We start from the raw sequence: 25,793 nt of genomic DNA, 5'->3' as shown, positions 1-25,793 counted from the left end.
GGTGCTCCCTCACAGCCGCATCGGCACCCACGCGCGCCTCGTGTACACAGCACGCGCCACAGAAACGTCTTTCCGCCGATACCCCGGTAGATGTGACACGGACGCCTCACCCGAGCCGCACCTAGCCCGAGTTCATCGACATCGTTGAGGAATGCATTGAGTCCCATACACCTGGACGGCGAAGATCCGTCCATCCCACCGGCGGCACGGCCCGCCCAATACAGAGGCGCCGGCCTGTCATCCGGTCACTGCGATGCCTGTGACTGGTCGCCGCGGCCGGCATCCCACTCGCAGCGCCAAGCCCCGGCTCCACGGCGCCTGCTTCTACACGGCGTCATCGCCATAGTGCTGGCAGCCGCGATCATCATCCTCTACGCGGCGACCTTCGGAAGGCTCGCTCGGTTCGAGACGCTAGACAACTCGAATCGCCTGCAGCACAACGATGGATCGGTCGCATCGGCCATTCGGTTCGATCACCTCTCGAATCTGCCCGACCGCGAATGGAGCTACGAGCTTGCCTGAATCCGACCGATCCGCGGTGGTTCTTGGGGCGAGCGTTGCCGGGCTGCTTGCGGCCCGGGTCCTGGCCGACTTCTACCGCACCGTAACAATCGTCGAACGCGACGTGCTACCCGAGCGACCGGTCAGCCGGCGCGGGGTTCCGCAAGGTGCCCTCCCCCACATTCCGGCGGCGCGCGGTATGCAGATTATGGGCGAACTTTTCCCCGGCTTCCTCGACGAGTTGGTGCTCGCCGGCGCAAAGGTTTGGAACGACGGTGACCTGTCACGGCTTTGCGTCTCGTTCAACGGGCACCGATTGCTGAGCTCGGGCAACATTCCCGACCCCAGCTCCGTGTCCATGTACTACGTGCACCGGCCGTTTCTCGAGTGGAGCCTGCGTCGCAGGGTGACGACCATTGCCAATGTGCAGATCGTGCAGGGCCACGACGCGGTGGGACTGAGATCGACCCGGAACGGCGACCGAGTGACCGGTGTCGTAGCGGCACGGCGCGACTCCGGCGCGCAGATCGACCTTACGGCCGATCTTGTGGTTGACGCGACCGGGCGCGGCTCGCGGGCACCGGTGTTTCTCGACGCCCTGGGCTACCCCCGACCACGCGAGGATACGCTGACCGTCAACGTCACCTACGCGGGCGTGCCGATCCGCCTCCGCCCGGAGACATTGCGCGAGTACATCGCCTTCGCCGCACCACAACCCGATAGGCCTCGCGGCTACGCGATGTTCGCGGGGCACGGCGACACCTACATGCTGGCGGTCCAAACGGTGGCCGGACACAAAGCCCCCGCCGATCATGCCTCGCTGTTGGACTCTCTGGCCGAGATGGCACCCCCGCACGTGCTGGCCGCCGCGCGCCGCGCCGAGCCGCTCGCGGACGTCACCCGGTATCGGTTTCCCTCCAACCGATGGCGTCGCTACGACAAGTCGGCCCGCACGCCCGACGGCCTGCTGGTCATCGGCGATGCGCTGTGCAACTTCAACCCCCTGTACGGGCAGGGCATGTCCGTCGCCGCCATCGAAGCTCTCGTTCTCAGGGATTGCTTACGGCATGGCGACCGCGACCTACCGCGTCGGTTTTTCCGTCGCTCGGCCAAGGACATCCGCGTGGCATGGCGCGCCGCGGTGAGCTCGGACTTGGCGCTGCCCCAGATCGCGGGGAGGCGGCCGGCATCCATCCGGATCGCCAACGCTTATATGGAGCGGGTGCTCGCCTCGGCCGAATCCGATCCCGCCCTGGTCCAGCAATTCATGCGGTCGCTCAACATGATTGACCGTCCGTCCCGCTTGCTGCGCCCATCGATGGTGCTCCGGGCGTTCAAGGCATCACGAAACCGCGGCGGCGCCGGAACGGACCTGGGCCAGAAGCCGGAAATCTCGTCGCAACCCAAATCCCCCGAAACGGCACCCAACTGAAAGCGCCAAGCCATGTTCAAAGTCGGTCTGATCGAGCAACCCCCGTCACCGCCGCGGGCTTGTTTTTCGTCATGACCGGTCGCAGCCGCCACGAGGTCGACGAGGCCTTGGACTCTCACCCGGTCAAAGCGTTTGCGCTCAACGTGTCCGCCGAATCGTGGGCCCGCCAAGGCGCGACTCATCCATTCGGCGACGACTTCCGCGGCGCACAAGACCTGATCCCGCAGAAGCTGGAGGAGCAGACCGTTCTGTCCGCGACGGACGTTGTCCCTCCGTCTCTTTTGCGGGAAACGCTCCTAGCCGGGCCACCCGGCGACGTCATCGAACAAATCGCCGTACGGCGTGACCATGGCTTGCAGTACCCGGTCATCGGCAATGTCAGCGTAATACAGCCATGCCTGCGGCGTCACCTGGCCGCAAGCCGTCCGTTTGCCAAAATCCTTCGCGGACTGCGGAAGCTATAGCGAGACCGCGACCGGCCCCGGCTGCGGCGCGGGGCCGGCGAAGCCTTCGAAATCGGAACCTGACTCGAAAGGTATGCGTTGCAACCAACGTCGACGTATGTGTTGATTCCCGGCGCCTGGCTCGGGGCATGGTGTTGGCGACCGGTCGCCATGCGGCTTCGCGCGGCCGGCCATCGGGCGATCGCCTTGACGCTGCCCGGTTTGGGCATCGGGGATGACCCGTCGTGTTGCGTCCTGAACGATGCGGTCGACCGCATCGTCGGCGAGGTGCGGCGACTCGAACTGGACCGCGTGACTTTGGTCGCGCATAGCTGGGGCGGTTACCCCGGTACCGCCGCCGCTCGCCTGCTCGGCCACCGGGTCGACAAGCTCGTCTACTACAACGGGCTGGTGCCGTCGCGGGGCATATCCATGGCCGACGACCACCCGGCGCGCGTCAGGCGCGAGTTGATCCTGCGGCTGATCGACGAATCGCCCGTCGGGGCCATTGCGCCCTATCCGGAACTCGTGGAGCAGGAACTGATGCAAGGCGTGGCCCCGGCGCTGCAGCGAATGGTTACCAATCTCCTGGCCCCACAGCCCGGTCGTTACTTCCTCGACGCCCTCGACACCGATGTCGCTGCGCTCGGCGTTCCCACCGCATACCTCGCCGGCGACGACGATCGTGCGTTGCCACGTCCGGCGGCCGCCCTCGCCGCCCGTCTCGGCGTCAAACCCACCTCCGTCCCTGGCACCCACCTCGGAATGCTGACCCACCCCGCCGACTTAGCCGAGGCGATCATGACGGCCTGAGGGGCCCCGCGGATTCCGAAGATTAATTGTCAGATCATTGTGAGCGTCGGGTTTCCCGGCCAGCGGTGCCACGTAGGAAGATGAAAGTTCCGAGTCACGCCCTGTCACGCGAACAATATCGACGCCGTTATTCCGACCGCCGCGTTCTCCTCGGGTGAGGCCAGCCAGTACCCGTATCGGCTCGCAGTCTCGCCGAAGTTCGCGAGGTCCTGCCCGGTGGGGGGCGGCGAACCAATCGGTCGGCCGACTTCGCGGAAGAAGGCGCTCACGCGTGGTGCGGTGATGATCAGGTCGACGGCGGGTTCGGCGGAGACGTTGCAGAGAGCGTGGGGAACGCCCGCGGGCACCCGGACGTAATCGCCGGCGCGAGCATCGCGCCATTCGCTCCCGATAAGCACCTCGTAGGCACCGCCTAGGATGTAGAAGCCCTCGAAGTCGCCGTGGCTGTGCAGCGACACGGTCACACCCGGGGGCATGGTCGCGCATCACGCACGCCCGTTCTTGGCCCTCCGGCGTCATGAATTCAATGACAAACCCTCAAAGCGTTCAGAGCGACGCGCTCGCTATGTGGCGTCAATGTTTCTGTCCCCCAATTTCCTTCGGAACCCGTTCGCTATTCGGGCCGGGTCTTCTTCATGATGATGTCGGCGAAGCTCTCGCGGACGAACGTAGGGCCGAGGTGCGCCAGCACGTCGGCGTCGCGGTGTCGCTGGGCGAGACCCAGGTCGTGGACCATCGCCCTCGGAGTAGAGCAGTTCCAAGTCGAACAGTAGGTCGTCTTCGGCATCGCGGATGTAATCGGTGATCCCGCGCACCGGGTCGGTGTCGTGCATTGCGATGTCGGAGATGGTTTCCGGCGACTGGATGGCATGATCTTGTCTTCTTTTATCCCACGGCGGCCAGGCCTTCCGCCTGGTCCTGAGGTGGCCACAGCGGCCGAGGCACCTCGATGCCTAACGGCGCGTCCCACTGGTTTCGGGACGAAACCTCATGCACGGGGCGGCGATTGGCGGCGACGCCCCATCTGCCCAGGGGGTAGCCGAGGGTCAGCATGGCCGACATCTTCCAACCCTGCTCAACGGGGACGCCCAGCAGCTCGTTCACTTCGTCCTCGAAGTTGCGCAGCACCATCGTCATGACGCCGCCGACGCCCTCGGCGCGGGCGGCCAGCAAGATGCTCCAGATGGCCGGGTAGATGTTGGCCCCGCCGAGGTCGTCGATCGAATACACGAAGAGCAACAAAGGAACCTCTTCGAAATGGTCTGCCAGGTAGTTGCCCGAGCCTTTGATGCGGCGCATCGTTTCGGCATGCGCGGCCGGGTCGGCGCCGGGCGCCGGCACCGCCATCGGTCCCTGCCCCGCTTGGAATTTGTCGTATTCGATGGCGCGGGCCTGCCGGAACAGTTGGGCGAACTTGCGTTTGAGCTCCGGGTCGTCGACGGCGACAAAGTGCCAGCGCTGGGTGTTGCCCCCGTTGGGGGCGCGAACGGCCGCGTCGAGGATGCGGGCCTGGGTGTCCAGCGGGATCGGATCCGGCCGCAACCGCCGCATCATCCTGGTGGTGTACAGCGCCTCGTAGACGTCCATTTGTCCGCTCCTATCCGCGCGTGTCATTCGGGCCAGGGACTGTCGTAAATCGCGTCGACCATGTTGCGGGGTTTGAAGTTTGGATCGAAGTGCGCCAGCACGTCGTCGTTCATCGTGCCGTAGGTGGTCTCCGGGCGGTGCTTCATGCCGTCGTGAAAGGCGGCCAGGATGCGGTTCTTGAAATCGGGACGTGGGTGGGCCGCCGTTACCGCCTCAATCGCGCCCGACGCGAGGGCCTCTCGACCGGCGCCGACTACGTCAGTCGCGACACCGGCTACGAGCAAACCGATTTCGGGGTCCAGCCGGGCCGGCACCCCGGGCGTCGTGTGGAGGGCGATGCCCAGCCACACCTTCTGCGCCTCGGACGGGTCGACGCCGTGTTCCATCAAGAAGTCGCGCGCCGCGTCGGCACCGTCGATCTCGAAGCGCTCGGTGGACGTCCGATACCGGGCCGTGAGGCCCAGGTCGTGGAACATCGCCGCCACGTAGAGCAATTCCAGGTCAGGCCTTAGGCCGAGGCGGCGCCCGTGCAGCGCGCCGAACAGGTATGCCCGCCGGGAATGGTGGAAGAGAACGTCGTCCTCGGCGCTGCGAATGAATTCGGTGGCCTCGCGCACCAGTGCGGTGTCGGGTATGACGATGCCGGCGATCGTTTCCATTGCCTGTGTGGCCATGGCCGCTTCTCCTTCACTGGCTCGGGCTCAGTGTGCGCCGCCGCAGGCTCGTTAACCAGAGGGGTTGCGGCCGCTGATCCCACAGAATCCGACACCTCTCGCGGGTTCCCGCGCCGGTCAAGCGGCCAGGATGGCCCTGGCCACCCCGTCGGGATGGGTCAGCGACCGGGCTGAAGCGTCAACAGATCGGCCACCAGCCGCAGCAGGTCGCCGGAATGGCGCCCACCGGGGATTCGCCTATCCAGCGGAGCGCCGAAAAGCGCTTGTCGGGCGGGTTTTCGTCGATCAGCGACCTGTCGGGAAGCGGCACGTGCCCGTTGTAGTACACGAGCTTTTCGACTCGCCCGGCGACCAACTGAGCCGCGCCGGTGGCGGGGAAGCCGCCTTAGCTGTGCGCGACCAGGATGACGTTGCCGCGCGTTCGGCGCCGCACCTCCCGGGCGATGTGCTCGTTCGCATCCCGGATGCCGATACCCCCAGGGGTTGTCGCCGTCGTTCATCCCCGGCGGCGTCAGGGTGATCGCCTGGTGCCCCGCCACGCGAAGCCGCTCGGCGACCGGTCGCCACGACCAGGCCGCGTGCCAGGCTCCCGGGATCAGTACGTGCGTCGGCACGCGTGTCAGCCGTCCTCGAGCAGCCAAGCGGTGGACTGCGCGACACCAAAGTTCGCTTTGCGCACCACAGTTGGCCGGTGATCGCGCATGCCGATTCTCAACGTGCGCAGGCCGGCCGCCGGCCACGCCAACGGGCGGGCGCGCAAGTCCAACCTCGATCGCGGGAAGGCGCCGAAGATGCGGGCGCCGTTGTCATGTCGTTGCACGATGCTCTTTTCGCTTCGGATGCAGGCCGTTTCGCGGCCTGCCGAGCAGGCGTGCCATCGTCGACGGGTGAAGGAACTCCGAACGGTCACTGACCATGTCGTCTTCGCCCGCGAACATCGCGAATGCCGTTGGGCGCCTTGGCTCGGCGGCGGTGATGGTGAAATTCTCCCGCAACGTGCCCGGCGCGAGCTGGACCCGTCGGCTGGAGTAGGTGCCGTGCACCATCAGCGTGTCTTCGCGCGGGCGGCCATAGCCGAGTTGCTCGAGGAACAGCGGCGTCCGCGAGCCACGCCCCGTCGCGTCCACGACCAGGTCCGCCTCCAGGGTTTGTTCGGCGCCCGAGTCGCGCCGAGCCAGCACGAGGCCGGTCACCCGGCCGCGGTGCCGGGTCGACGTCAGCCGCACCGCGTCGTGGCCATCCAGGAACGTCACGTTGCGAAGGGCGCGCACGCGGCGGCGCACGTTCCATTCGGAAAAGGGCCGGTGCGCGTAGTGAAGACGATCGACTGCGGTTCGGGAACCTTACCGGAGCGAAGCGGCTGGCGCTCGCCGAAGGCCAAGCGGAGCCGCGACAGGTCGCCGTCGTTCCAGACCTTCGCGCCTTCGCCGACCAGCTCGTCGAGGAAGCCGGGAAACCGTTGGTCCGCAATCCCCGCGACCCGCGCCGCCAGGGTGTGCGGCTGCCCGCCCTGCGGCACTCAGCGACGCGTCAGCGGCCCCTCCGGGGGGACGTCACGTTCGACCACGGTGGACGGTGCCGTAGAACTCGGCAAGCAGCCGCGCGGCCAGCAGACCGGCGATGCTGGCCCCGAGAACCACTGCGGTGCCGTCTGATTCGGGCAAGTCGTCTCCCAGCTGTCGTGCGGTCGGCAACCGCGACACGGTGACGTCCCGGGCCAGGCGCCCGGGACGTGTGCCCTGTCTGCGGCGGCGACCGCTCAAGCGCCGGTGCGATTTCGGACGGTTATGCCCACGACTTCCGCCACCACCGGCCCGCGGCGGCGGCGCCTATTCGGGCCAGGCGTTGGAAAGGATGATGTCGACGAAGTTGTCGCGGGCGAACGTCGGGTCGAAGTGCGCCAGCACGTCGGCGTTGACCGTGCCGAAGGTGCTGTGCGGGCGGTGCTTCATGCCGTCGTTGAACGCCGCCAGGATGCGCCGCTTGAAATCCGGCCGGGGATGGGCGGCGGTGACGCCCTCGAGGGCGGCGGGGGATAGCTCGTCGCGGCCGATGCCCAGCACGTCGGTCTCGACACCCGCTGTGACCAAAGCGATTTCGGGTTCGAGGAACTCGGGGACGCCGGGCGTGGTGTGCAGCGCAATGGACAGCCACACCTTGTCGGCGTCGGCCTTGTCGACGCCGCGTTGCGCGAGGAATTCGCGGGCCGCGTTGGCGCCGTCCACCTCGAAGCGCAGCGTGGAACCGCGGTAGCGGTCGGTGAGACCGAGGTCGTGAAACATCGCCCCGGCGTAGAGCAACTCGAGGTTGGGTTCCAGTCCGCGGCGCCGGCCCTGCAACGCGCCGAACAAAAACACCCGCCGCGAATGGTCGAAGAGCAGGTCGTCTTCGGCGTCGCGGATGAACTCGGTGATCTCGCGCACAAGCGGGGTGTCCGGGACGACGATGTCGGCGATACTTTCGATCGGCTGCGTGACCATGATCCCTCCTGGGTCGGGCGACGGTATCAGCATGCGCGCGATCGGCTCCCGCCACCCGCGGGCATTGGTCCGTCTTCACCACAGATAGCGACGCCGCTGGTGGCCACGGGCCGCCCGCCACCGTCCGATGTGCCATGTTTCCCACACTTTGCGACACAATGGGTCCGTGGCTGAAGCGGGTGGGCCGTCGCGGGTGATGGTCATCGTCGTCTTCGACGACGTGACCATGCTGGACGTCGCGGGCGCGGGTGAGGTCTTCGCCGAGGCCAACCGCTTCGGCGCCGACTACCGCCTCAAGATCGCGTCCGTGGACGGCCGCGACGTCACGACCTCGATCGGGACGCGGTTGGGTGTCACCGACGCCCTCTCCTCGATCGAATCCGCCGACACCGTGATGGTCGCCGGGAGCGACGACCTGCCGCGGCGCGGGATCGATCCCGCGCTCGTCGACGCGGTCAAGTCGATCGCCGGCCGGACGCGGCGCCTGGCGTCGATCTGCACCGGATCGTTCGTCCTGGCGCAGGCCGGCCTGCTCAACGGTCGGCGCGCCACCACGCATTGGCATGCCGCCCGGTCGTTCGCCCGGGCCTTCCCGGACATCGCCGTCGAGCCGGACGCCATCTTCGTCCGCGACGGGGAGGTCTTCACCTCGGCGGGGGTGTCGTCGGGCATCGACCTGGCGCTGGCGTTGGTCGAGATGGATCACGGCACCGACCTGGTCCGCGACGTAGCCCGCTGGCTGGTGGTGTACCTCAAGCGCGCGGGCGGCCAGTCCCAATTCTCGGTGCTGGTCGAGGCCGACCCGCCGCCGCAGTCCGCGCTGCGCAAGGCCACCGACTCGATCGCGGCCGACCCGGCGGGCAACCACGACGTGAAAACCCTTGCCGCGCGGGCCTCGCTGAGCACCCGGCAGCTGACCCGGCTGTTTCAGTCCGAGCTCGGTACCACGCCGGCGCGCTACGTCGAGATGGTGCGCATCGACGCCGCCCGCGCCGCGCTGGACGCCGGCCGCAGCGTCGGCGAGACCGCCCGGCTGGCCGGCTTCGGCAGCACCGAAACCCTGCGGCGGGTGTTCGTCGACCACCTCGGCGTCTCCCCCAAGGCCTACCGGGAGAGGTTTCGCACGGCATCGCGCGGCTGACACCCGTCGGCCCGCCGGTTTGGGGCATAGTGTTCGGCCATGCACATCGACGTGATGACGGTCCCGCAGCCCCTCGACAAGACCGGCGACCTGGCCCGCCGGGCGCAGGCCGCCGGATTCTCCGGCCTGCTGATCACCGAGACCGGTCGCACGCCCTACCTCAACGCCGCCGTCGCCTCGCAGGCCGCGCCCGGCCTCGAGCTGTCCACCGGGGTGGCGGTGGCTTTCCCGCGCAGCCCGTTCGTCACAGCGGCCGCGGCGTGGGAGTTGCAGGAGGCGACCCGCGGCAAGTTCCGCCTGGGCCTGGGCACCCAGGTGCGCACGCACGTGGTGCGGCGCTACGGCATGGCTTTCGAACGGCCGGGCCCGCGGCTGCGCGACTACGTGCTGGCGGTGAAGGCCTGCTTCGCGGCCTTCCGCACGGGGAAGCTGGATTACCACGGCGAGTTCTACGACCTGGACTTCATCACCCCGCAGTGGAGCGCGGGCCCGATCGACGCGCCCGACCCCAAAGTCGATGTGGCCGCGGTCAATCCGTGGATGCTGCGGATGGCCGGCGAGGTCGCCGACGGCGTGCACGTGCATCCGATCGGCGAGCCGGGTTATTTGATTCGCCACGTCGTGCCCAACCTGGCCGCGGGGGCGGCCAGAGCCGGGCGTTCCCCGTCGGACCTCGCGGTGATCGTCCCGGTGCTGACGATCGTCGGCGACAGCGACGAAGAGCGCGACGCCCAGCGGGAATCGGTGCGGGCCAGCATGGCCTTCTACGGAAGCACCCCCAACTACGCGTTCATCTGGGACGAGGCCGGTTTCGAGGGAACCACCGCGCGGATCCGCGAGCGGCAGAAGGCCGGCGACTTCGCCGGGATGGCCGCCCAGGTCACCGACGAGCACGTCGCCGCCTTTGCCACCGAGTCGACGTGGGACGGGTTGGCCGACGCGCTGAGCGCGAAGTACGCCGGGATCGCCACACACCTGGTGCTGTACAACGCGCTCGGTGACGACGAGCGCCTCGAGCGCTACGGCGAGGTGGCCCGCCGGATGCAGGCTGGCTAGCACCGCCGCCCGTCAGCATCCCGACGAGGGTGCACAGAATGCCAGGAATTACGGCGTGTCGCCGTACAAACACGCACGCTCGCGGTAACGAAGGCGAGCTACTTGGCGGCGTTGTACTTGTTGATCGCGTCGTCGAGGCGCTGCAGCGCGGCGCCGTAGGCGGCGAAATCGCCCTTCTTTTGGGCGTCCTTGGCGGCCCCGATCGCCGCCTGGATCTCTTGCAGCGCAGCGGCTTTGGCCGGCGACAGCGTCACCGACCCGTCGGGAGCCGGCGGCACCGCGGCGGCCGGCGGCGGCGGACCGGGTGTCGCGGCGGGCGCGGGGGGCCCCGCGGGGGCGGCGGCGGGCGGGTTCGGCGGCACGCCCGCGTCGGTGGGTTGTATCCCGGTCGCGGTCGCGCCCGCGCCCGGCCCGAACAACCCGTTGAGCGCATCGCCCACCGTCGGGCCGTATCCGATCTTGTCGTTGTACATCATCGCCACCCGGATCAACCGCGGGTAAGACGACGCGGCGTCGCTGGCCCCCGGCGAGGCGTAGACGGGTTCGACGTAGAGCAGGCCACCCTGGCCCACCGGAAGCGTCAAGAGGTTGCCCCACCGGATCCGGTTCTGGTTGTCGCGCCCGATCACGCCGAGGTCCTGTGACACCGCGGGATCGGTGGTGATCGCGTTGTTGGCCAGCTTCGGGCCGTTGACCTGACCCGGGATGGTCAGCACGGTGATCTTGCCGTACGTCGCCGGGTCGGAGCTGGCGCTGATGTAGGCCGCCAGGTAGTCGCGCTTGAACCGGTTCATCGCGCTGATCAACTGGTACGACGCCGAATTTTCGTTCTTGGCAATGTTTTTCGCGACGATGTAATACGGCGGCTGATAGCTGCTGGCCGTCGGGTTCGGGTCCAGCGGCACGTCCCAGAAGTCGGACGTGGAAAAGAACGTCACCGGGTCGTTGACGTGGTATTTGGCCAGCAGCATCCGCTGCACCTTGAACAGGTCCTCGGGGTAGCGCAGGTGCTCGGCGAGCTCGGGGGTGATGTCGCTCTTGGGCTTGACGGTGCCGGGGAACACCCGCATCCACGCCTTGAGCACCGGATCCTGCTCGTCCTGCTGATACAGGGTGACGGTGCCGTCGTAGGCGTCGACGGTGGCCTTCACCGAGTTTCGGATGTAAGACACCTGTTTGTCGGGCGCCAGCCGGTTGAACGCCACCTCGTTGGAGTCGGCGGTCGCCGACGACAGCGAGGTCAGCTCCGAGTACGGGTAGTTGTCCAGCGTGGTGTAGCCGTCGATGATCCACACCAGCCGCTTGTTGACGATCGCGGGATACACGGAGCTGTCGGTGGTCAGCCACGGCGCCACGGCCTCGACCCGGCGGGCCGGGTCGCGGTTGAACAGGATCTTGCTGTTGGAGCCGATCACGTTGGAAAACAAGAAGTTTCGCTCGGCGAACTTCGCCGCGAAGACGCTTCGCGATATCCAGTCGCCGATGGGGACCCCGCCCAGGCCGGTGTAGGTGTAGTTCTTGGTCTCCGTGGAAGTCTCGTAGTCGTATTCGCGGTCGGCGCCGTTGCGCCCGACGATCGCGTAGTCGGCGGAGGTGTTGGAGATGACGGGGCCGAAGTAGATGCGGGGCTGGTCCAGCGGCGCCGGCCCGTCGGACACCACGCTGCCGTTGGCGCCGACGACGTTGACGAGAAACTCGGGATATCCGCCGTTTTGGTTGGGATCGTTGGCGATCCCGCGCACCGTGTTGGCCGGCGACGCGATGAACCCGTTGCCGTGGGTGTAGACGGTGTGCCGGTTGATCCAGTCGCGCTGGTTTTCGATAAGCCGGTCGGGGTTGAGCTCCCGGGCCGCCACGACGTAGTCGCGCAGCGCGCCGTTGCGGTCGAGGTAGCGGTCGATCGACAGCTGGTCGGGAAAGTAGTAGAAGTTCTTGCCCTGCTGGAACTGGGTGAAGGCCGGGCTGACGATGGTCGGGGCGAGCAGCCGGATGTTGGAGGTGGTCGCGCGGTCGGCCGCCACCTGCAGGGCGGTGGCCTGGCCGTCGCCGGTGTAGTTGCGATAGGTCACCACGTCGGCCGTCAGCCCGTAGGCCTGCCGCGTCGCGGCGATGCTGCGGCTGATGTATTCGCTCTCCTTCTGCGCGGCATTGGGCCTGACGCTGATCTGCTCGACAATCAGCGGCCACGCCGCGCCCACGATCAGCGACGACAGCAGCAACAACACCAGGCCGATGGCCGGAATCCGCAAGTCGCGCAACGTGATCGCCGAGAACACCGCGGCCGCGCAGATCAGCGCGATCGCCATCAGGATCAGCTTGGCCGGCAACACGGCGTTGATGTCGGTGTAGCCGGCGCCGGTGAACGGCTTGCCGCCGCGGGTGTGCGACAGCAGCTCGTAGCGGTCCAGCCAGTAGGCGACGGCCTTGAGCAACACCAACGCCCCGACCAGGCTGACCAGCTGGATGCGCGCCGAGCGGCTCAGCGCCCCGGTCCGCCCGGACAGCCGGATGCCCCCAAAGATGTAGTGCGCCAACAGGTTCGCGAGGAAGGCCAAAAACACCGCCACGAACATGTAGGACAGCAGCAGTCGGTAGAACGGCAGGTCGAACGCGTAGAAGCCGAGGTCCTTGCCGAACTGCGGATCCCGGATGCCGAAGTCCCCGCCGTGCAAAAACAGCTGGATGCGCACCCAGTAGCTCTGCGCGATGATGCCGGCCAGCACGCCGATCGCCGCCGGGATCCCGATTCCCACCAGGCGCAGCCGGGACATGACGACCGCGCGGTACCGCGCCACCGGGTCGTTGGTGTTGTTGGGGACGAACACCGGGCGGGTGCGGTAGGCCAGCGCGAGCCCGCTGAACACGATGCCGCCGACCAGCAGGCCCGCGACCAAAAACACCAAGAGGCGGGTGACCAGCACGGTGGTGAACACCGAGCGGTAGCCGAGCTCCCCAAACCACAGCCAGTCGACGTAGGCGTCTATCAGCCGCGGGCCGGCGAGCAGCAAAACGATCACACCGAGTGCGATGAGGATCAGAATCCGGCTACGCCGAGTTAGCTTCGGCATCCGTGCGGTGGGCCGCATCCCCACTGGCTGCTCCCTGATCGGTATTACTGGCTTGGGATTTCTAGCTCACAACTGTACGCACCTCGCGCCGGGGCGAGCGGCCTAGCAACTGGGCGGCTGACCGCCCGAGGTGATCGCGTGCAGCGCGTCCACCGCCTGGCTGAGCGTCTCCACCTTCACCAACCGCAACCCCGACGGGTTGTCCGACGCCGCCTCGTAGCAGTTCTTGGCGGGCACCAGAAACACGGTGGCGCCCGCGGCGTGGGCGGCGGCCATCTTGTGGGTGATGCCGCCGATCTGGCCCACCTTGCCGTCGACGGAGATGGTGCCGGTCCCGGCGATGAAGTTCGACCCGGCGAGTTCGCCGGTGGTGAGCTTGTCGACGACGGCCAGGCTGAACATCAGGCCGGCCGACGGCCCGCCCACGTTGGCCAGGTTGAAGTCGACGGCGAACGGCGCCCACGGCGCGTCGAGCACGGCGACGCCCATGAAGCCGTAGTCGCGATCCTTGTTGGTGCCCAGCGTTATCTGCGCCACCCCGGCGGGCTCGTTCTTGCGGCGGTAGTCGATGGTCACCACCTGACCCGGTTTGGTGTTCTTCAAGAACCCGGTGAACTGCTCGACGTTGGCCACGGGCACGCCGTTGACCGCGTCGATGGCGTCCCCGGACTTCAGCTTGCCGGCCGAGGGTCCGGGATCGGTGACCGTCGCGACGGTGACCGCGGGGGGATACTTCAAATAACCCAGGGCGGCGTAGGCGGCGCTGTCCTCGGACTGCTTGAAGTCGGCGTTGTTGGCCTTGTCCACGTCCTCGCGCGACTTGCCCGGCGGGTAGACGAGATCGCGCGGTATCAGCTGCTCCTGGCCCGACAGCCACAGCGTCAGCGCCTCCCCCAGCGTCAGGTCGTCACGCTGCGACACCGTGGTCATGTTGAGGTGGCCCGTCGTCGGGTGCGTCGCCGTGCCCTGGATCGCCACGACCTGCTTGCCGTCGACCTCACCGAGAGTGTCGAACGTCGGCCCCGGCCCCAGCGACACGAACGGCACGGTGACCACCGCCAGCAAGACGCCGAAAACCACGATCGGCACCAGCGCGACGATCAGGGTCAGAATCCGCCTGTTCACGCCGCTTACCCTAACGGGAGCCCTGCCCGGGGCCGTTCAGCTACGAGCGTGACCCGAGCCCGCACCCGCCGTTCCCGCGGTGAGTACCGTTGACGGTATGGCCGACCTGCCTTTCGGCTCCTCCTCGGGAGACGACCCGGACCGCGAGGAGCACCAGAAAAAGCCCGATCCCGGCTCGGGATCGTCGGACCCGTCGGGCCCGTTCGGCATGGGCGGGGACTTCGGCATGGGCGACCTGGGCCAGATCTTCACCCAGCTGGGCCAGATGTTTTCCAGCGCGGGCACCGTGATGGCCGGGGGCAAGGCCTCGGGACCGGTCAACTACGAGCTCGCGCGGCGCGTCGCGTCCAGCTCGATCGGGTTCGTCGCGCCCGTCGCCGCCTCGACGAGCAAGGCGATCGCCGACGCGGTGCACCTCGCCGAAACGTGGCTGGACGGGGCGACCGCGCTGCCCGCCGGCACCACCAAGGCGGTGGGCTGGACCCCCGGCGACTGGGTCGAGAACACGCTGCAGACCTGGAAGCGGCTGTGCGACCCGATGGCCGAGCAGATCGCGACGGTGTGGGCGTCGTCTTTGCCCGAGGAGGCCAAGGGCATGGCCGGCCCGCTGTTGGCGATGATGTCGCAGATGGGCGGCATGGCGTTCGGCTCCCAGCTGGGGCAGGCGCTGGGGCGGTTGTCGCGCGAGGTGCTCACCTCGACCGATATCGGGCTGCCGCTGGGCCCCAAGGGAATCGCCGCGATCCTGCCGGACGCCCTCGAGTCGTTCGCCGCCGGGCTCGAGCAGCCGCGCAGTGAGATCCTGACGTTTTTGGCCGCCCGTGAGGCCGCGCACCACCGGCTGTTCAGCCACGTCCCGTGGCTGTCGAGCCAGTTGCTGGGCGCCGTGGAGGACTACGCGCGCGGCATGCAGATCGACATGATTGGCATCGAGGAGCTGGCCCGCGAGTTCAACCCGGCGTCGCTGGCCGACCCCGCGGCCATCGAAAACCTGCTCGGCCAAGGGGTGTTCGAGCCCAAGGCGACGCCGGCGCAGAAGCAGGCGCTGGAACGCCTGGAGACGCTGCTCGCCTTGATCGACGGCTGGGTGCAGGTGGTGGTCACCGCGGCGCTGGGCGACCGGATCCCGGGCACCGCCGCGCTGAGCGAGACGCTGCGCCGGCGCCGGGCCAGCGGCGGCCCGGCCGAGCAGACGTTCGCCACCCTCGTCGGCCTGGAGCTGCGGCCCCGCAAGCTGCGCGAGGCCGCGGCGCTGTGGGAACGCCTGACCGAGGCCGCCGGCGCCGACGCCCGCGATGCCATCTGGCAGCACCCGGACCTCCTGCCCGACGCCGAGGACCTCGACGAGCCGGCCGGCTTCATCGATCGCGTGATCGGCGGGGACACCAGCGGCATCGACGAGGCGATCGCCAAGCTGGAAGACGAGAGCAACCCGGACGATCCCGGCCCCCGCGGCGCGGCGGATGACTGATCGGGGCGGCCTAAGCTAGCTGCCGCGGCCGCCCGCCTTGATGATCGCGAGGCGTTCCTTGAGCAGTTCCTCAAGTTCCTCGATCGAGCGGCGTTCCCGCAGCATGTCCCAGGGTGTGCGCACCTTGGTCTTCTTCGGTTCGGGCAGGTCACCACCCTCGATCAGGGTGCCCTCCATGCCGTTGCGGCACACCCAGGTGGCGGGGACCGCGGCATCGTGGGCGAATGGCATCTCGAACTCTTCGCCGTTGTCGGTGCGATAGCGCGCGATATGACGTGGCGCCAGATCGTGGTTGCGGTTGGTCTCGTAGCTCACGGCTCCCAGGCGACTGCCCCTCATGACGCGATCAGCCATCATCAAGTCCCCGCTGACGTTCCACCTGGTCGGCGGTAGCGCGCATCCGGCCAGACAATCGGAGCAGAGCGTGCTCGCCGACACCGCCGGGCAGGGTGTAGGCAAGTTGCCGTAACTCGACGGCGTAGGTGCGCAAGTCCTGGCGGAGCTGCGCCTCGAAGGAGGGCATGATTTCTTCCTGGGGCAGGGATTTACTGGGACGCTCGGACGTTGCGTACAGCCGGACCTGAAATCTGATGCCGTCCAGCTGCCTGTCCGTGATGCACCTGAGGGTGTTTTAGCGTCTCCCAGCCGCGTCCGCCACCCTACTCCGCTGGCTGGCTAACCACTACGCGCCGACCCGTTTCGGAAGGTCGCCGGCTTCAAAGAACCCCAGCGCAACGGCGGCCCTGTGGATAGCTTGAGCGTGGCGGTTCCCGTCACGCGGCTCGTTGATGCAGGCGTTACGACCGAATGCCGGCGGCCACGGGGCCGGGCCGCGTCGATCCGCATCCACGGCCGCGGCCCGCCGTCGGAACTGCTCGCCGACGCGCTGCGCTGCTCGGGGGCCCGCGGCGCGCAGCTGGTACCGCAGTTCGGTTACCCAGGACCCGCAGGCGGGCCGCCGCTCAGTGTCGAGCAGGCCGACGGCGCAGGCGGTGACGGTCACGGCGGCGGCCGAAACGGCGCCGATCAGTACCCACCTGCGTAAAGTGCATCCCCGACGCCGGTCAGCCCCACCAAAACGACGCTGCGATGATCCCGTAGAGGACGACCAGGGTGGCGCCTTCGAGCCACGTCGACTCGCCGTCGAAGGAGATAAAGGCGGCAAGCACGACCGCCAGCAACAGTGCCACCACCAGCATCGGGCTGAACACAAGCGTCAGCGCGGCCAGACCGGTGGCCTGCGCGATGAGCACCAGGAGCGGTGCCAGCACCAGCGAGATCTGCAGCGGGGAGTTGAGCACCACAGAAAACGCGTACCGCGACTGCCCACGGGCGGCAAGCTGGATGCCGACGAAGTTCTCCACGGCATTGCCCGCGATCGCGACTACCACCAAGCCCGCGAATGCCTCGGAAACCTTCAGCGCGTCCATAGCCGGTTTGAGCGCAGCAACGAACCACTCCGACACGAACGCGGCCAGAACACCGGCCGCGGCAAGCATGCCAAGCGCGAGCCAGACCGGCCAGCGCGGCTGTTCGTGGGACCCGGCAACCTGGAGCTCGTTAGGCTCCCGGCGCAGTGAGACCGGCAAGAACAGCGCGAACAGTCCCAACAAGAGCACCGAAACGACGATCGACAGAGCGTCCTCGTGCTTTGCGGCCGGAGTGTGGATCCAGTAGGCCACCGACGGGATCGACATCGCCGTCACAGAAAGCAGCATCAGCACCGTGATAGTGCGCGCCCGGTTCGAGCCGAGCTGTTGGGTGCCATGGCGCAGCCCGCCAACCATGAACGCGAGCCCCAGCACTAGCAGGAGATTGGCCAGGATGGAGCCGACCAACGCGGCGCGGACCACGTCGATCAAGCCCGCCCGGAGGCTGAACAGGCAGATGAACAGCTCGGGAAGGTTACCGAGTGCCGACTGGATCACGCCGGTGGCTCCGGCTCCGAAGCGGTCGCCGAGCTGGTCCACGCTGCGGCCGACCAGCGCCGCGAGAACGGCGACGGCCGCAGCCGCGACAACGAACGCGAGCACCGAGTTCCAGCCGCCGAAATGGGCAAGGCCGGCGCACAGCGCGAACATCCCGGACAAGATCAGCAGGACCCGATCGGAGCGGACCAATACGGGCGACGCGGCGGCGACCGACATGGGCCCACCGTAATGCGAACCTGTGGATAGCTGAGCGCGGCGGTTCCGATCGGGCTGGCACAGTGTCAACCCATGACTCAGGCCACGGCCGGGCCCGCGGTGTCGCGATACGCGCTGGACCCGGCGCTGCCCGTGCTGCTGCGACCCGACGGCGCCGTCCAGGTCGGCTGGGATCCGCGCCGCGCCGTGCTGGTCCGCCCGCCCGGCGGCCTGGGCGCCGCCGAGCTGGCCCGGCTGCTGCGGAACACGCGCTCGCCGACGCCGATAGCCGACCTGCAGCGGCAGGCCGCCGAGGGCGGGCTGACCGACCTCGACGGCCTGGCGAACCTCGTCAGGCAGCTCGTCGACGCGGGCGTGGCGACCGAATACCGGCGGCCACGGGGCCGGGCCGCGTCGATCCGCATCCACGGCCGCGGCCCGCTGTCAGAGCTGCTCGCCGACGCGCTGCGCTGCTCGGGGGCCCGCGTCGCGCACAGCAGCCAGCCGCACGCCGCGGTGTCACCGGACTCGGTCGATCTGGTCGTGCTGACCGACTACCTGGTCGCCGACCCGCGCATGGTGCGCGACCTGCACCGCCAGGGCGTGCCGCACCTTCCGGTCCGGGTGCGCGACGGCACCGGCCTGGTGGGGCCGCTGGTGATCCCCCGCGCGACCAGCTGCCTGGGCTGCGCCGACCTGCACCGCAGCGACCGCGACGCCGCGTGGCCGGCCATCGCCGCCCAGCTGCGCGACACCGTCGGGGTCGCCGACCGGGCCACCCTGCTGGCGACCGCGGCGCTGGCGCTCAGCCAGGTGAACCGGGTGATCGCGGCGGTGCGCGGACAGGAGTCGGTTCCCGATCCGGCGCCGCCCGCGGCGCTGAACGCCACGCTGGAATTCGACGTCAACGCCGGCTCGATCGTCGCGCGGGAGTGGACCAAGCACCCGCTGTGCCCGCTGTGTACGTGCGGTTAGCCCAGGCGCCCCCGGTCGGGGCCGTTCGTCGACGCCGCCGCGTGCGCCCTGGCCAGCGTTCCAGAATGTCGGCGGTCACGGTGCCGTCGTTTCGGTTCTTGCCAGTGTTTCGATGATCGCCCGGTACAAGGCGTCGGCGGCGCCGTGCTGCGTCTGCTTGGCTGACATGGCTGTGTCGGTACCAACCTTCGGCTAAGTCGCGGCGGTGTGACGTGCAAGGCACAACCGAAGGCCGGATCTACAGCACCGCTGCGTGGCCGTCATGGATGATGGATGCGTGGCAGACATCAAACGCGGCCGGGCTGCGCGCAACGCGAAGCTGGCCAGCATTCCGGTCGGCTTCGCCGGCCGGGCGGCGCTCGGCTTCGGCAAGCGATTGACCGGGAAGTCGAAGGACGAAGTCCAGGCCGAGATGTTGGAGAAGGCCGCCAACCAGTTGTTCACCGTGCTGGGCGAGCTCAAGGGCGGGGCGATGAAGGTCGGCCAGGCCCTGTCGGTCATGGAAGCCGCCATCCCCGAGGAATACGGCGAGCCGTACCGCGAAGCGCTGACAAAGCTGCAGAAGGACGCCCCGCCGCTGCCCGCCGCCAAGGTGCACCGGGTGCTCGACGCCCAGCTGGGCACCAAGTGGCGCGAGCGGTTCAGCTCGTTCGACGACACGCCGGTCGCGTCGGCCAGCATCGGCCAGGTGCACAAGGCGGTGTGGTCCGACGGCCGCGAGGTGGCCGTCAAGATCCAGTACCCGGGCGCCGACGAGGCGCTGCGCGCCGACCTCAAGACGATGCAGCGGATGGTCGGCGTGCTCAAACAGCTGTCGCCGGGCGCCGACGTCCAGGGCGTGGTGGATGAGCTGATCCAGCGCACCGAGATGGAACTCGACTATCGGCTCGAGGCCGACAACCAGCGCGCCTTCGCCAAGGCCTATCACGACCACCCGCACTTCGCGGTGCCGCGCGTCGTGGCCAGCGCCCCCAAGGTGGTGATCCAGGAGTGGATCGACGGGGTGCCGATGGCCGAGATCATCCGCGATGGAACCCCCGCGCAGCGCGACCTGATCGGCACGCGGCTCCTCGAGCTCACCTTCGACGCGCCGCGCCGGCTGGGCATGATGCACGGCGACGCCCACCCGGGGAACTTCATGCTGCTGCCCGACGACCGGATGGCCGTCATCGACTTCGGCGCCGTCGCGCCGCTGCCCGGCGGCTTCCCCATCGAGCTGGGCATGATCATGCGGCTGGCCCGCGAGAAGAACTACGACCTGCTGCTGCCGACCATGGAGAAGGCGGGTTTCATCCAGAAGGGCCAGCAGGTGTCGGTGCGCGACATCGACGAGATGCTGCGCCAGTACGTCGAACCCATCCAGGTCGACGTCTTCCACTACACCCGCAAGTGGCTGCAGAAGATGACCGCCGTGCAGATCGACCGGTCCGTCTCGCAGATCAAGACCGCCCGGCAGATGGACCTGCCGGTCAAGCTGGCCATCCCGATGCGGGTGATCTCGTCGGTGGCCGCCATCCTGTGCCAGCTGGACGCGCACGTGCCGATCAAGGCGCTGTCGGAAGAACTGATTCCCGGTTTCGCCGAGCCCGACAGCGTCGTCGTCTAAGCGCCTCGTCGGTGCGCTACGCCGCGACGACGTCCTTGCGGGGACGGCCGCGCGGGCGCTTGGCGCTGACGATCGAGCCCCGCTCGAAGATCTCGCCGCCCCACACGCCCCACGGTTCGGCGCGCTCGAGCGCCGCCGTCAGGCACTGGCGCCGGACGGGGCAGTCCGCGCAGAGCGTCTTGGCGCGCTCCAAGTCGGCGGGGGTCTCGACGAACCACAGGTCGGGGTCGTCGGCATGACACGGCAGCGTCGGTCTGGGGACTGGCAGTGCCGTCATGTCCTGCTCACCTGCTTCCTGGTCGGGGTAGCTGTCCTGTGCGGTGATCCGGACCAGGCGGGCTGTCGGCCTGACAACTATGGCCACGGATCCTTCTGACTTCGGGTCCGTGGCCATTTCGGGAGATTCGGGCTAGTTAGGTATGGCCCCAATCCACGGACGCGTCGGTCGCGGCGGCGAAACGGTGCTTGACCGCAGCCGCCGGCGCGGCGGCGTGGGCGGCATGCAGGGTCGCCGCGGCCTTCGCCGCGGCAGCCACGCCTACACCGAACGCGTTGGTGATCATGGTGGCGACCCTCCTCTCGATACGCCCGTGCGCGCCGTCAGCCGGCAGCAAAACGCGGTTTCGAGGGTAAACGCTACCGGCAGATACCCACAACCGATTTTCTGACCTGCGGCTTTTTTGCGATTCAGCGGGATTGCCGCACCAGCTCCAGCACGTCCGGCCCGTACTGTTCGAGCTTGCGTGCGCCGATGCCGGGGATCGCGATGAGGGCCGCCTCGTCGTCGGGCAGCAGCTCGGCGATGGCGATCAGCGTGTTGTCGGTGAACACGACGTAGGCGGGCACCTTCTGTTCCTTGGCGACGTCGAGCCGCCACTCCTTGAGCCGCAGCAGCAGGTCCTCGTCGATGTCGGCCGCGCAGGTCTCGCAGCGGCGCAGCATGATGGCCGCCGGCGTGGTCAGGCTCTTGTTGCAGATCCGGCAGCGGGTCGCCGTGCCGCGGTTGCGCCGGGCCCTGGCGGGCGCGGTGTCGGCGCGGGTCTGCGGGGCGATGCCGTTGAGGAACCGGGACGGCTTGCGGCTCTGCCGACCCCCCGGGCTGCGTGCCAACGCCCAGCTGAGCGCCAAATGGATTCGCGCCCTGGTGATTCCGACGTAGAGCAGGCGGCGCTCCTCCTCGACGGCCTCGCTTTCGGCGCCGTGCGCCAGGGCGTGCGAGATGGGGAGGGTGCCGTCGGCCAGTCCGACCAAAAACACCGCGTCCCACTCGAGCCCCTTGGCGGCGTGCAGGGACGCCAGCGTGACGCCCTGCACCACCGGGGGGTGGCGCGAGTCGGCGCGCATCCGCAGCTCGGCCACCAGCCCCGGCAGGTCGAGCTGCGGGCGCTGCGCGACCTCGTCGTCGACCAGCTGGGCGAGCGCCGTCAGCGCCTCCCAGCGGTCGCGGGCCCGGGCGCCGGTGGGCTCCTCGGCGGTGAGGCCCAGCGGCTCGAGCGCCGCGCGCACCACGTCCGGCAGTGGCCCGCCGGTGTTTTCCGGACCGCGCTCGGCCGCGCGCTGCAGGGCCAGCAGCGCCTGCTTGATTTCCTGGCGGTTGAAAAACCCCTCGCCGCCGCGGATCTGGTAGGTGATGCCAGCCTCGGTCAGCGCCTCCTCGTACACCTCGGATTGCGCGTTGACCCGGTAGAGCACCGCGATCTCCGACGGCGGGGTGCCGCCCTCGATCAGCCGGGCGATCGACGCCGCGACGGCGGCGGCCTCGGCCGTCTCGTCGGGATGCTCGTGAAAGCTCGGCGCCGGTCCGGGCGCGCGCTGGCCGACCAGCTGCAGCTTGCTGCCGGCGACCCGGCCGCGGGCGGCGGCGATCACCTGGTTGGCCAGCGACACCACCTGCGGCGTGGACCGGTAGTCGCGTTCCAGGCGCACCACCGTCGCGTCGGGGAACCGACGCGAGAAGTCCAGCAGGAAGCGGGGCGTGGCGCCGGTGAACGAGTAGATGGTCTGGTTGGCGTCGCCGACGACGGTCAGGTCGTCGCGGTCGCCCAGCCAGGCCGCCAGCACGCGCTGCTGCAGCGGGGTGACGTCCTGGTATTCGTCGACGACGAAGCAGCGGTAGCGGTCGCGGAACTCCTCGGCCACGGCCGCGTCGTTCTCGATCGCGGCGGCGGTGTGCAGCAGCAGGTCGTCGAAGTCGAGCAGCGTGACCGATTCGTCGCGGACTTTGAGGGCCTCGTAGGCGTCGTAGACGGCCGCGATCTTCGCGGCGTCCATCGGGAGGTCTCGGCCGGCGGCGGCCACTGCGGACGGGTACTGCTCGGGGCCGATCAGCGACGCCTTGGCCCACTCGATCTCGCCGGCCAGGTCGCGCACGTCATCGGTGCTGACGTTGAGCCGGCAGCGGTTGGCGGCCCTGGCCACCACGGCGAACTTGGTGTCCAGCAGCTGCCAGCCGGTGCCGCCGACCACGCGCGGCCAGAAGTAGCGCAGTTGGCGGTGCGCGGCGGCGTGGAACGTCAGCGCCTGCACCGCGCCGACCCCGGCGCCGGTGCGCGCGGCCGCCGCCAGCGCCCGCAGCCGCGACCGCATCTCGCCCGCCGCGCGCTGGGTGAAGGTGACCGCCAGGACCTGCCCCGGCGCGACGTGGCCACCGGCGACGAGCTGGGCGATGCGGTGCGTGATGGTGCGGGTCTTGCCCGTGCCCGCTCCGGCGAGCACGCACACCGGTCCGCGCGGGGCCAGCACCGCTTCGCGCTGCTCGTCGTCGAGCTCGGCGGTCAGTGCGTCGGCGACCATCGGCATGGCGTCCATCTTGTCAGCGGTGCCCGACAAACCGGGCGCAGCGCCACACCTTGCCCGGGCGCGGAATGCGTCACCGCCCAAGGTACGTTGTCTTGGCTATGGCCAATCCTTCGCTCACCGTTTACACGACGTCGTGGTGTGGTTACTGCCACCGGCTCAAGACGGTGCTGAAGTCCGCCGGCGTCTCCTACGACGAGGTCGACATCGAACACGACCCCGCGGCGGCGGAATTCGTCGGCTCGGTCAACGGCGGCAACAGGACGGTCCCGACGGTCAAGTTCGCCGACGGTTCGACGCTGACCAACCCGAGCGCGGCGCAGGTCAAGGCGAAGCTGGCCGAAGTCGGCGGTTAACGTAGCGTCACTCGAGCGCGGCCCAGGATTCGATGATGACGCGCGCGATCGAAATCGAGCCGGGCAGAAGCAGTTTCGAGTCCGTCGAGGTTGACGCGCTGCTCCAGTCACCGGCGTCCAGTGCGGCGCGCACCTCGTCGCGGGTGAACCACTTCGCCTCGGCGATCTCGCCGTCGTTGAACGAGAACTCCTCGGTGGGGTCGGCCAGCGCGTGGAAGCCGACCATCAGCGATCGCGGGAACGGCCACGGCTGGCTGCCCAGGTAGCGCACGTCGCGCACGGTCAGGCCGATTTCCTCGCGGATCTCCCGCGCGACGCACACTTCGAAGGACTCGCCCGCCTCGACGAATCCGGCCAGCAGGGAAAACATCCGCTCCGGCCACACCGCCTGTCGGGCCAGCACGGCGCGGTCGGCGCCGTCGTGCACCAGGCAGATCACCGCCGGGTCGATGCGCGGGAACTCCTCGTGGCCGGTGACCGGGTTGATCCGTGACCACCCGGCTCGGGCCGGCCTCGTCGGCGAGCCGTCGACGGCGCTAAACCGCGACCTGTCATGCCAATTCAGCAGGGCGACGGCCGAGGACACCAGCTGGCTGCTGGTGTCGTCGAAGATCGGGCCGAGGTCCCGCAGGTTGAGGACCTCGGTTTGCACTTCCGGGTCCTCGGGGGCCTGCAGCGGGCCGCGGATGGCCCAGACGTGGCGGCCGCCCTCGATGCGGCCCAGGAACACGGCGTCCGGTGGCGGCTTGTCGGCCAGCGCCGCCGCGGCGCCCAGCACCACCCTGCCGTCGGCCACCAGGACCTGGTTGCGTGAATCCACCCGCAGCAGCGCCGCTTCCGCCCACCCCGCGGTGGCCGCATCGACGTCCGTGCGCAGCTGATCGGCCCGGTCGGCCCCGATGCGCGACAGCAACGGAACCTCCCGCAGCTGGAAATCCGTTCGCGGACCGCGGTTTTCGTGGCGACCCGCTTCACCCGGCTCCGCCGCGCTCGCGATCGCCACGGGCTCGTCTTCGTGGCGACCCGCTTCACCCGGCTCCGCCGCGCTCGCGATCGCCACTAGTGCCCGGCGTTTCTGATGTACAGCAGCCGGTCGCTGGCTTCGATGGCATCGACCTCGGGGGCGCCGATGCGCAGCAGGTGGCCGTCGCGGACCACGCCGAGCACGATGTCGCGCAGGTGCCGCGGAGACCCGCCGACCTCGGTCTGCTCTACCGGGCGTTCGGCGATGGCCAGCCCCGCGTCGGGGGTGAGCAGGTCCTCGATCATCTCCACCACGCTGGGCGTGGTGGTTGCCAGTCCGAGCAGCCGGCCGGCGGTTTCGGAGGAAACCACCACCGAGTCCGCCCCCGATTGCTGCAGCAGGTGCTGGTTCTCGGCCTCGCGGATCGACGCCACGATCTTGGCCTTGGGCGCGATCTCACGCGCGGTCAGCGTGACCAGCACGGCGGTGTCGTCGCGGTTGGTGGCGACGACGATCGACGCGGCATGCTGGGCCCCGGCCAGCCGCAGCACGTCGGACCGCGTGGCGTCGCCCTGAACAGTGACCAGCCCGGCGCTGGCCGCGTGTTCGAGGGCGGACCGGTCGGTGTCGACGACGACCACCTCGCCCTGGGCGGCCTCGTCACCGAGGATCGCGGCGACGGCGGTCTTGCCCTTGGTGCCGTAGCCGATCACGACGGTGTGGTTGCGCACTTTGCTCCTCCAACGCTGGATCTTCCACGCCTGCCGGGACCGCTCCGAGAGCACCTCGAGCGTGGTGCCGACCAGCACGACCAAAAACGCGATCCGCAGCGGCGTGAACACCACGGTGTGGACCAGGCGCGCGGTTTCGGTGTACGGGGTGATGTCGCCGTACCCCGTGGTCGACAGCGACACCGCCGCGAAGTACACGCAGTCCAAAAACGTCAGCGGCTCGCCCCGCACGTCGCGGTAGCCGTTGGGGTCGAGATAGACGATGAGGGCGGCGCCGAACAGGACCACCAGGGCGATCGCCACCCGGCGGGCAATAACCCGGATGGGACCGGGGTGGTCTTCGGGGATGCGCAGCACGCCGACCAACTGGTGTCCCGGCTGGGCGGTGAGCCGTTCGTCCAGATTGCTCAGCTTGCGCGATTTACCGTTGCCCACCAGGCTCCGTCAC

General features: G+C 68.7%; 29 protein-coding genes and 1 pseudogene. 11 read left to right on the top strand and 19 right to left on the bottom strand.

What is annotated here, in order from left to right:
* The first annotated feature begins 345 nt into the window (after window positions 1-345).
* The 4 genes from AWC19_RS29635 (at window position 346) to AWC19_RS10590 (ending at window position 3,189) form a co-directional block, all read left to right on the top strand.
* Window positions 346-522, top strand: coding sequence for a hypothetical protein (locus AWC19_RS29635; protein WP_158090854.1), 177 nt, complete (start codon window positions 346-348; stop codon window positions 520-522).
* Complete coding sequence (locus AWC19_RS10600) at window positions 515-1,933, top strand: FAD-dependent oxidoreductase (protein WP_085078009.1); 1,419 nt, start codon at window positions 515-517, stop codon at window positions 1,931-1,933. The genes AWC19_RS29635 and AWC19_RS10600 overlap by 8 nt, the downstream gene beginning before the upstream one ends.
* 71 nt (window positions 1,934-2,004) lie before the next feature.
* Window positions 2,005-2,397, top strand: coding sequence for a hypothetical protein (locus tag AWC19_RS10595; RefSeq protein WP_142281112.1), 393 nt, complete (start codon window positions 2,005-2,007; stop codon window positions 2,395-2,397).
* A gap of 99 nt (window positions 2,398-2,496) precedes the next feature.
* A complete protein-coding gene (locus AWC19_RS10590; protein WP_085078007.1) occupies window positions 2,497-3,189 on the top strand; it encodes an alpha/beta fold hydrolase in 693 nt (230 codons plus the stop codon).
* 104 nt (window positions 3,190-3,293) lie between these two features.
* Here AWC19_RS10590 and AWC19_RS10585 read toward each other — a convergent pair whose 3' ends face one another.
* The 9 genes from AWC19_RS10585 to AWC19_RS10555 form a co-directional block, all read right to left on the bottom strand.
* The gene (locus tag AWC19_RS10585) at window positions 3,294-3,653 is read right to left on the bottom strand and encodes a cupin domain-containing protein (protein WP_245848888.1); all 360 of its coding nucleotides are present in this window, start codon (window positions 3,651-3,653) and stop codon (window positions 3,294-3,296) included.
* A gap of 149 nt (window positions 3,654-3,802) precedes the next feature.
* Window positions 3,803-3,925, bottom strand: coding sequence for a hypothetical protein (locus AWC19_RS31170; protein ID WP_264072189.1), 123 nt, complete (start codon window positions 3,923-3,925; stop codon window positions 3,803-3,805).
* 149 nt (window positions 3,926-4,074) lie between these two features.
* Window positions 4,075-4,776 (bottom strand): nitroreductase family protein, encoded by a 702-nt coding sequence (locus AWC19_RS10580; RefSeq protein WP_085078006.1) that lies wholly within the window; start codon window positions 4,774-4,776, stop codon window positions 4,075-4,077.
* Window positions 4,777-4,799: 23 nt separating this feature from the next.
* Window positions 4,800-5,450: an HD domain-containing protein gene (locus AWC19_RS10575; RefSeq protein ID WP_085078005.1), complete on the bottom strand. Its 651-nt coding sequence runs from the start codon at window positions 5,448-5,450 to the stop codon at window positions 4,800-4,802.
* 178 nt (window positions 5,451-5,628) lie between these two features.
* Window positions 5,629-5,760 carry a hypothetical protein gene (locus AWC19_RS31165; protein ID WP_264072190.1) on the bottom strand — a complete coding sequence of 44 codons (132 nt, stop codon included), beginning with the start codon at window positions 5,758-5,760 and terminating at the stop codon, window positions 5,629-5,631.
* 309 nt (window positions 5,761-6,069) lie between these two features.
* Window positions 6,070-6,270: a hypothetical protein gene (locus AWC19_RS10570; RefSeq protein WP_085078004.1), complete on the bottom strand. Its 201-nt coding sequence runs from the start codon at window positions 6,268-6,270 to the stop codon at window positions 6,070-6,072.
* Window positions 6,257-6,703, bottom strand: a complete 447-nt coding sequence (locus AWC19_RS31160; protein WP_281255277.1) for a hypothetical protein — start codon at window positions 6,701-6,703, stop codon at window positions 6,257-6,259. Before AWC19_RS31160 ends, AWC19_RS10570 begins: the two co-directional genes overlap by 14 nt.
* A complete protein-coding gene (locus AWC19_RS10560) occupies window positions 6,700-6,969 on the bottom strand; it encodes a hypothetical protein (RefSeq protein ID WP_085078002.1) in 270 nt (89 codons plus the stop codon). The genes AWC19_RS31160 and AWC19_RS10560 overlap by 4 nt, the downstream gene beginning before the upstream one ends.
* 310 nt (window positions 6,970-7,279) lie before the next feature.
* Complete coding sequence (locus AWC19_RS10555) at window positions 7,280-7,930, bottom strand: HD domain-containing protein (RefSeq protein WP_085078001.1); 651 nt, start codon at window positions 7,928-7,930, stop codon at window positions 7,280-7,282.
* A gap of 196 nt (window positions 7,931-8,126) precedes the next feature.
* Here AWC19_RS10555 and AWC19_RS10550 point away from each other — a divergent pair, with 196 nt between their 5' ends.
* A complete protein-coding gene (locus tag AWC19_RS10550; protein WP_245848897.1) occupies window positions 8,127-9,071 on the top strand; it encodes a GlxA family transcriptional regulator in 945 nt (314 codons plus the stop codon).
* A gap of 39 nt (window positions 9,072-9,110) precedes the next feature.
* Window positions 9,111-10,127 (top strand): TIGR03617 family F420-dependent LLM class oxidoreductase, encoded by a 1,017-nt coding sequence (locus tag AWC19_RS10545; RefSeq protein ID WP_085077999.1) that lies wholly within the window; start codon window positions 9,111-9,113, stop codon window positions 10,125-10,127.
* A gap of 98 nt (window positions 10,128-10,225) precedes the next feature.
* Here AWC19_RS10545 and AWC19_RS10540 read toward each other — a convergent pair whose 3' ends face one another.
* Both AWC19_RS10540 and AWC19_RS10535 read right to left on the bottom strand, forming a co-directional pair.
* Window positions 10,226-13,219, bottom strand: coding sequence for a UPF0182 family protein (locus tag AWC19_RS10540; RefSeq protein WP_085077998.1), 2,994 nt, complete (start codon window positions 13,217-13,219; stop codon window positions 10,226-10,228).
* 78 nt (window positions 13,220-13,297) lie between these two features.
* Entirely contained in the window at window positions 13,298-14,320 is a 1,023-nt protein-coding gene (locus AWC19_RS10535; RefSeq protein WP_085077997.1) for a YlbL family protein, read from the bottom strand.
* Window positions 14,321-14,399: 79 nt separating this feature from the next.
* Here AWC19_RS10535 and AWC19_RS10530 point away from each other — a divergent pair, with 79 nt between their 5' ends.
* Window positions 14,400-15,791, top strand: coding sequence for a zinc-dependent metalloprotease (locus AWC19_RS10530; RefSeq protein WP_169718105.1), 1,392 nt, complete (start codon window positions 14,400-14,402; stop codon window positions 15,789-15,791).
* 15 nt (window positions 15,792-15,806) lie between these two features.
* Here the strand turns inward: AWC19_RS10530 and AWC19_RS10525 are convergent, their stop codons facing one another.
* Together AWC19_RS10525 and AWC19_RS29875 are read right to left on the bottom strand one after the other, a co-directional pair.
* Window positions 15,807-16,145 (bottom strand): RNA polymerase-binding protein RbpA, encoded by a 339-nt coding sequence (locus tag AWC19_RS10525; protein ID WP_085077995.1) that lies wholly within the window; start codon window positions 16,143-16,145, stop codon window positions 15,807-15,809.
* Window positions 16,138-16,314 carry a hypothetical protein gene (locus tag AWC19_RS29875; protein ID WP_169718104.1) on the bottom strand — a complete coding sequence of 59 codons (177 nt, stop codon included), beginning with the start codon at window positions 16,312-16,314 and terminating at the stop codon, window positions 16,138-16,140. The genes AWC19_RS10525 and AWC19_RS29875 overlap by 8 nt, the downstream gene beginning before the upstream one ends.
* 249 nt (window positions 16,315-16,563) lie before the next feature.
* On the opposite strand from AWC19_RS29875, the pseudogene AWC19_RS30510 reads away from it, so the two are divergent.
* Window positions 16,564-16,698, top strand: a pseudogene (locus AWC19_RS30510) (cyclodehydratase); the annotation flags it as partial.
* A gap of 157 nt (window positions 16,699-16,855) precedes the next feature.
* Here the strand turns inward: AWC19_RS30510 and cax are convergent.
* Window positions 16,856-17,938: a calcium/proton exchanger gene (gene cax / locus AWC19_RS10515; protein WP_085077993.1), complete on the bottom strand. Its 1,083-nt coding sequence runs from the start codon at window positions 17,936-17,938 to the stop codon at window positions 16,856-16,858.
* Window positions 17,939-18,010: 72 nt separating this feature from the next.
* Here cax and AWC19_RS10510 point away from each other — a divergent pair, with 72 nt between their 5' ends.
* Both AWC19_RS10510 and AWC19_RS10505 read left to right on the top strand, forming a co-directional pair.
* Entirely contained in the window at window positions 18,011-18,892 is an 882-nt protein-coding gene (locus tag AWC19_RS10510; RefSeq protein WP_085077992.1) for a TOMM precursor leader peptide-binding protein, read from the top strand.
* A gap of 262 nt (window positions 18,893-19,154) precedes the next feature.
* A complete protein-coding gene (locus AWC19_RS10505) occupies window positions 19,155-20,498 on the top strand; it encodes a macrolide-binding ATPase MABP-1 (protein WP_085078066.1) in 1,344 nt (447 codons plus the stop codon).
* 16 nt (window positions 20,499-20,514) lie between these two features.
* Here the strand turns inward: AWC19_RS10505 and AWC19_RS10500 are convergent, their stop codons facing one another.
* The 3 genes from AWC19_RS10500 to AWC19_RS10495 form a co-directional block, all read right to left on the bottom strand.
* Complete coding sequence (locus AWC19_RS10500) at window positions 20,515-20,775, bottom strand: WhiB family transcriptional regulator (RefSeq protein ID WP_085078065.1); 261 nt, start codon at window positions 20,773-20,775, stop codon at window positions 20,515-20,517.
* 136 nt (window positions 20,776-20,911) lie between these two features.
* Window positions 20,912-21,061, bottom strand: a complete 150-nt coding sequence (locus AWC19_RS29870; protein WP_169718103.1) for a hypothetical protein — start codon at window positions 21,059-21,061, stop codon at window positions 20,912-20,914.
* A 124-nt stretch (window positions 21,062-21,185) separates the two neighbouring features.
* Window positions 21,186-23,297, bottom strand: a complete 2,112-nt coding sequence (locus AWC19_RS10495; protein ID WP_169718107.1) for an ATP-dependent DNA helicase UvrD2 — start codon at window positions 23,295-23,297, stop codon at window positions 21,186-21,188.
* A gap of 98 nt (window positions 23,298-23,395) precedes the next feature.
* Here AWC19_RS10495 and mrx1 point away from each other — a divergent pair, with 98 nt between their 5' ends.
* Window positions 23,396-23,650: a mycoredoxin Mrx1 gene (gene mrx1, locus AWC19_RS10490; protein WP_085077990.1), complete on the top strand. Its 255-nt coding sequence runs from the start codon at window positions 23,396-23,398 to the stop codon at window positions 23,648-23,650.
* 7 nt (window positions 23,651-23,657) lie between these two features.
* Here mrx1 and nudC read toward each other — a convergent pair whose 3' ends face one another.
* Entirely contained in the window at window positions 23,658-24,647 is a 990-nt protein-coding gene (gene nudC / locus AWC19_RS10485; protein ID WP_085078064.1) for an NAD(+) diphosphatase, read from the bottom strand.
* Window positions 24,648-24,709: 62 nt separating this feature from the next.
* Window positions 24,710-25,780 (bottom strand): potassium channel family protein, encoded by a 1,071-nt coding sequence (locus AWC19_RS10480; protein ID WP_085077989.1) that lies wholly within the window; start codon window positions 25,778-25,780, stop codon window positions 24,710-24,712.
* Window positions 25,781-25,793: the final 13 nt, after the last annotated feature.

This window comes from Mycobacterium palustre (assembly GCF_002101785.1).
Classification (GTDB): domain Bacteria; phylum Actinomycetota; class Actinomycetes; order Mycobacteriales; family Mycobacteriaceae; genus Mycobacterium; species Mycobacterium palustre.
This window is presented reverse-complemented; position numbering and strand designations above follow the sequence as displayed.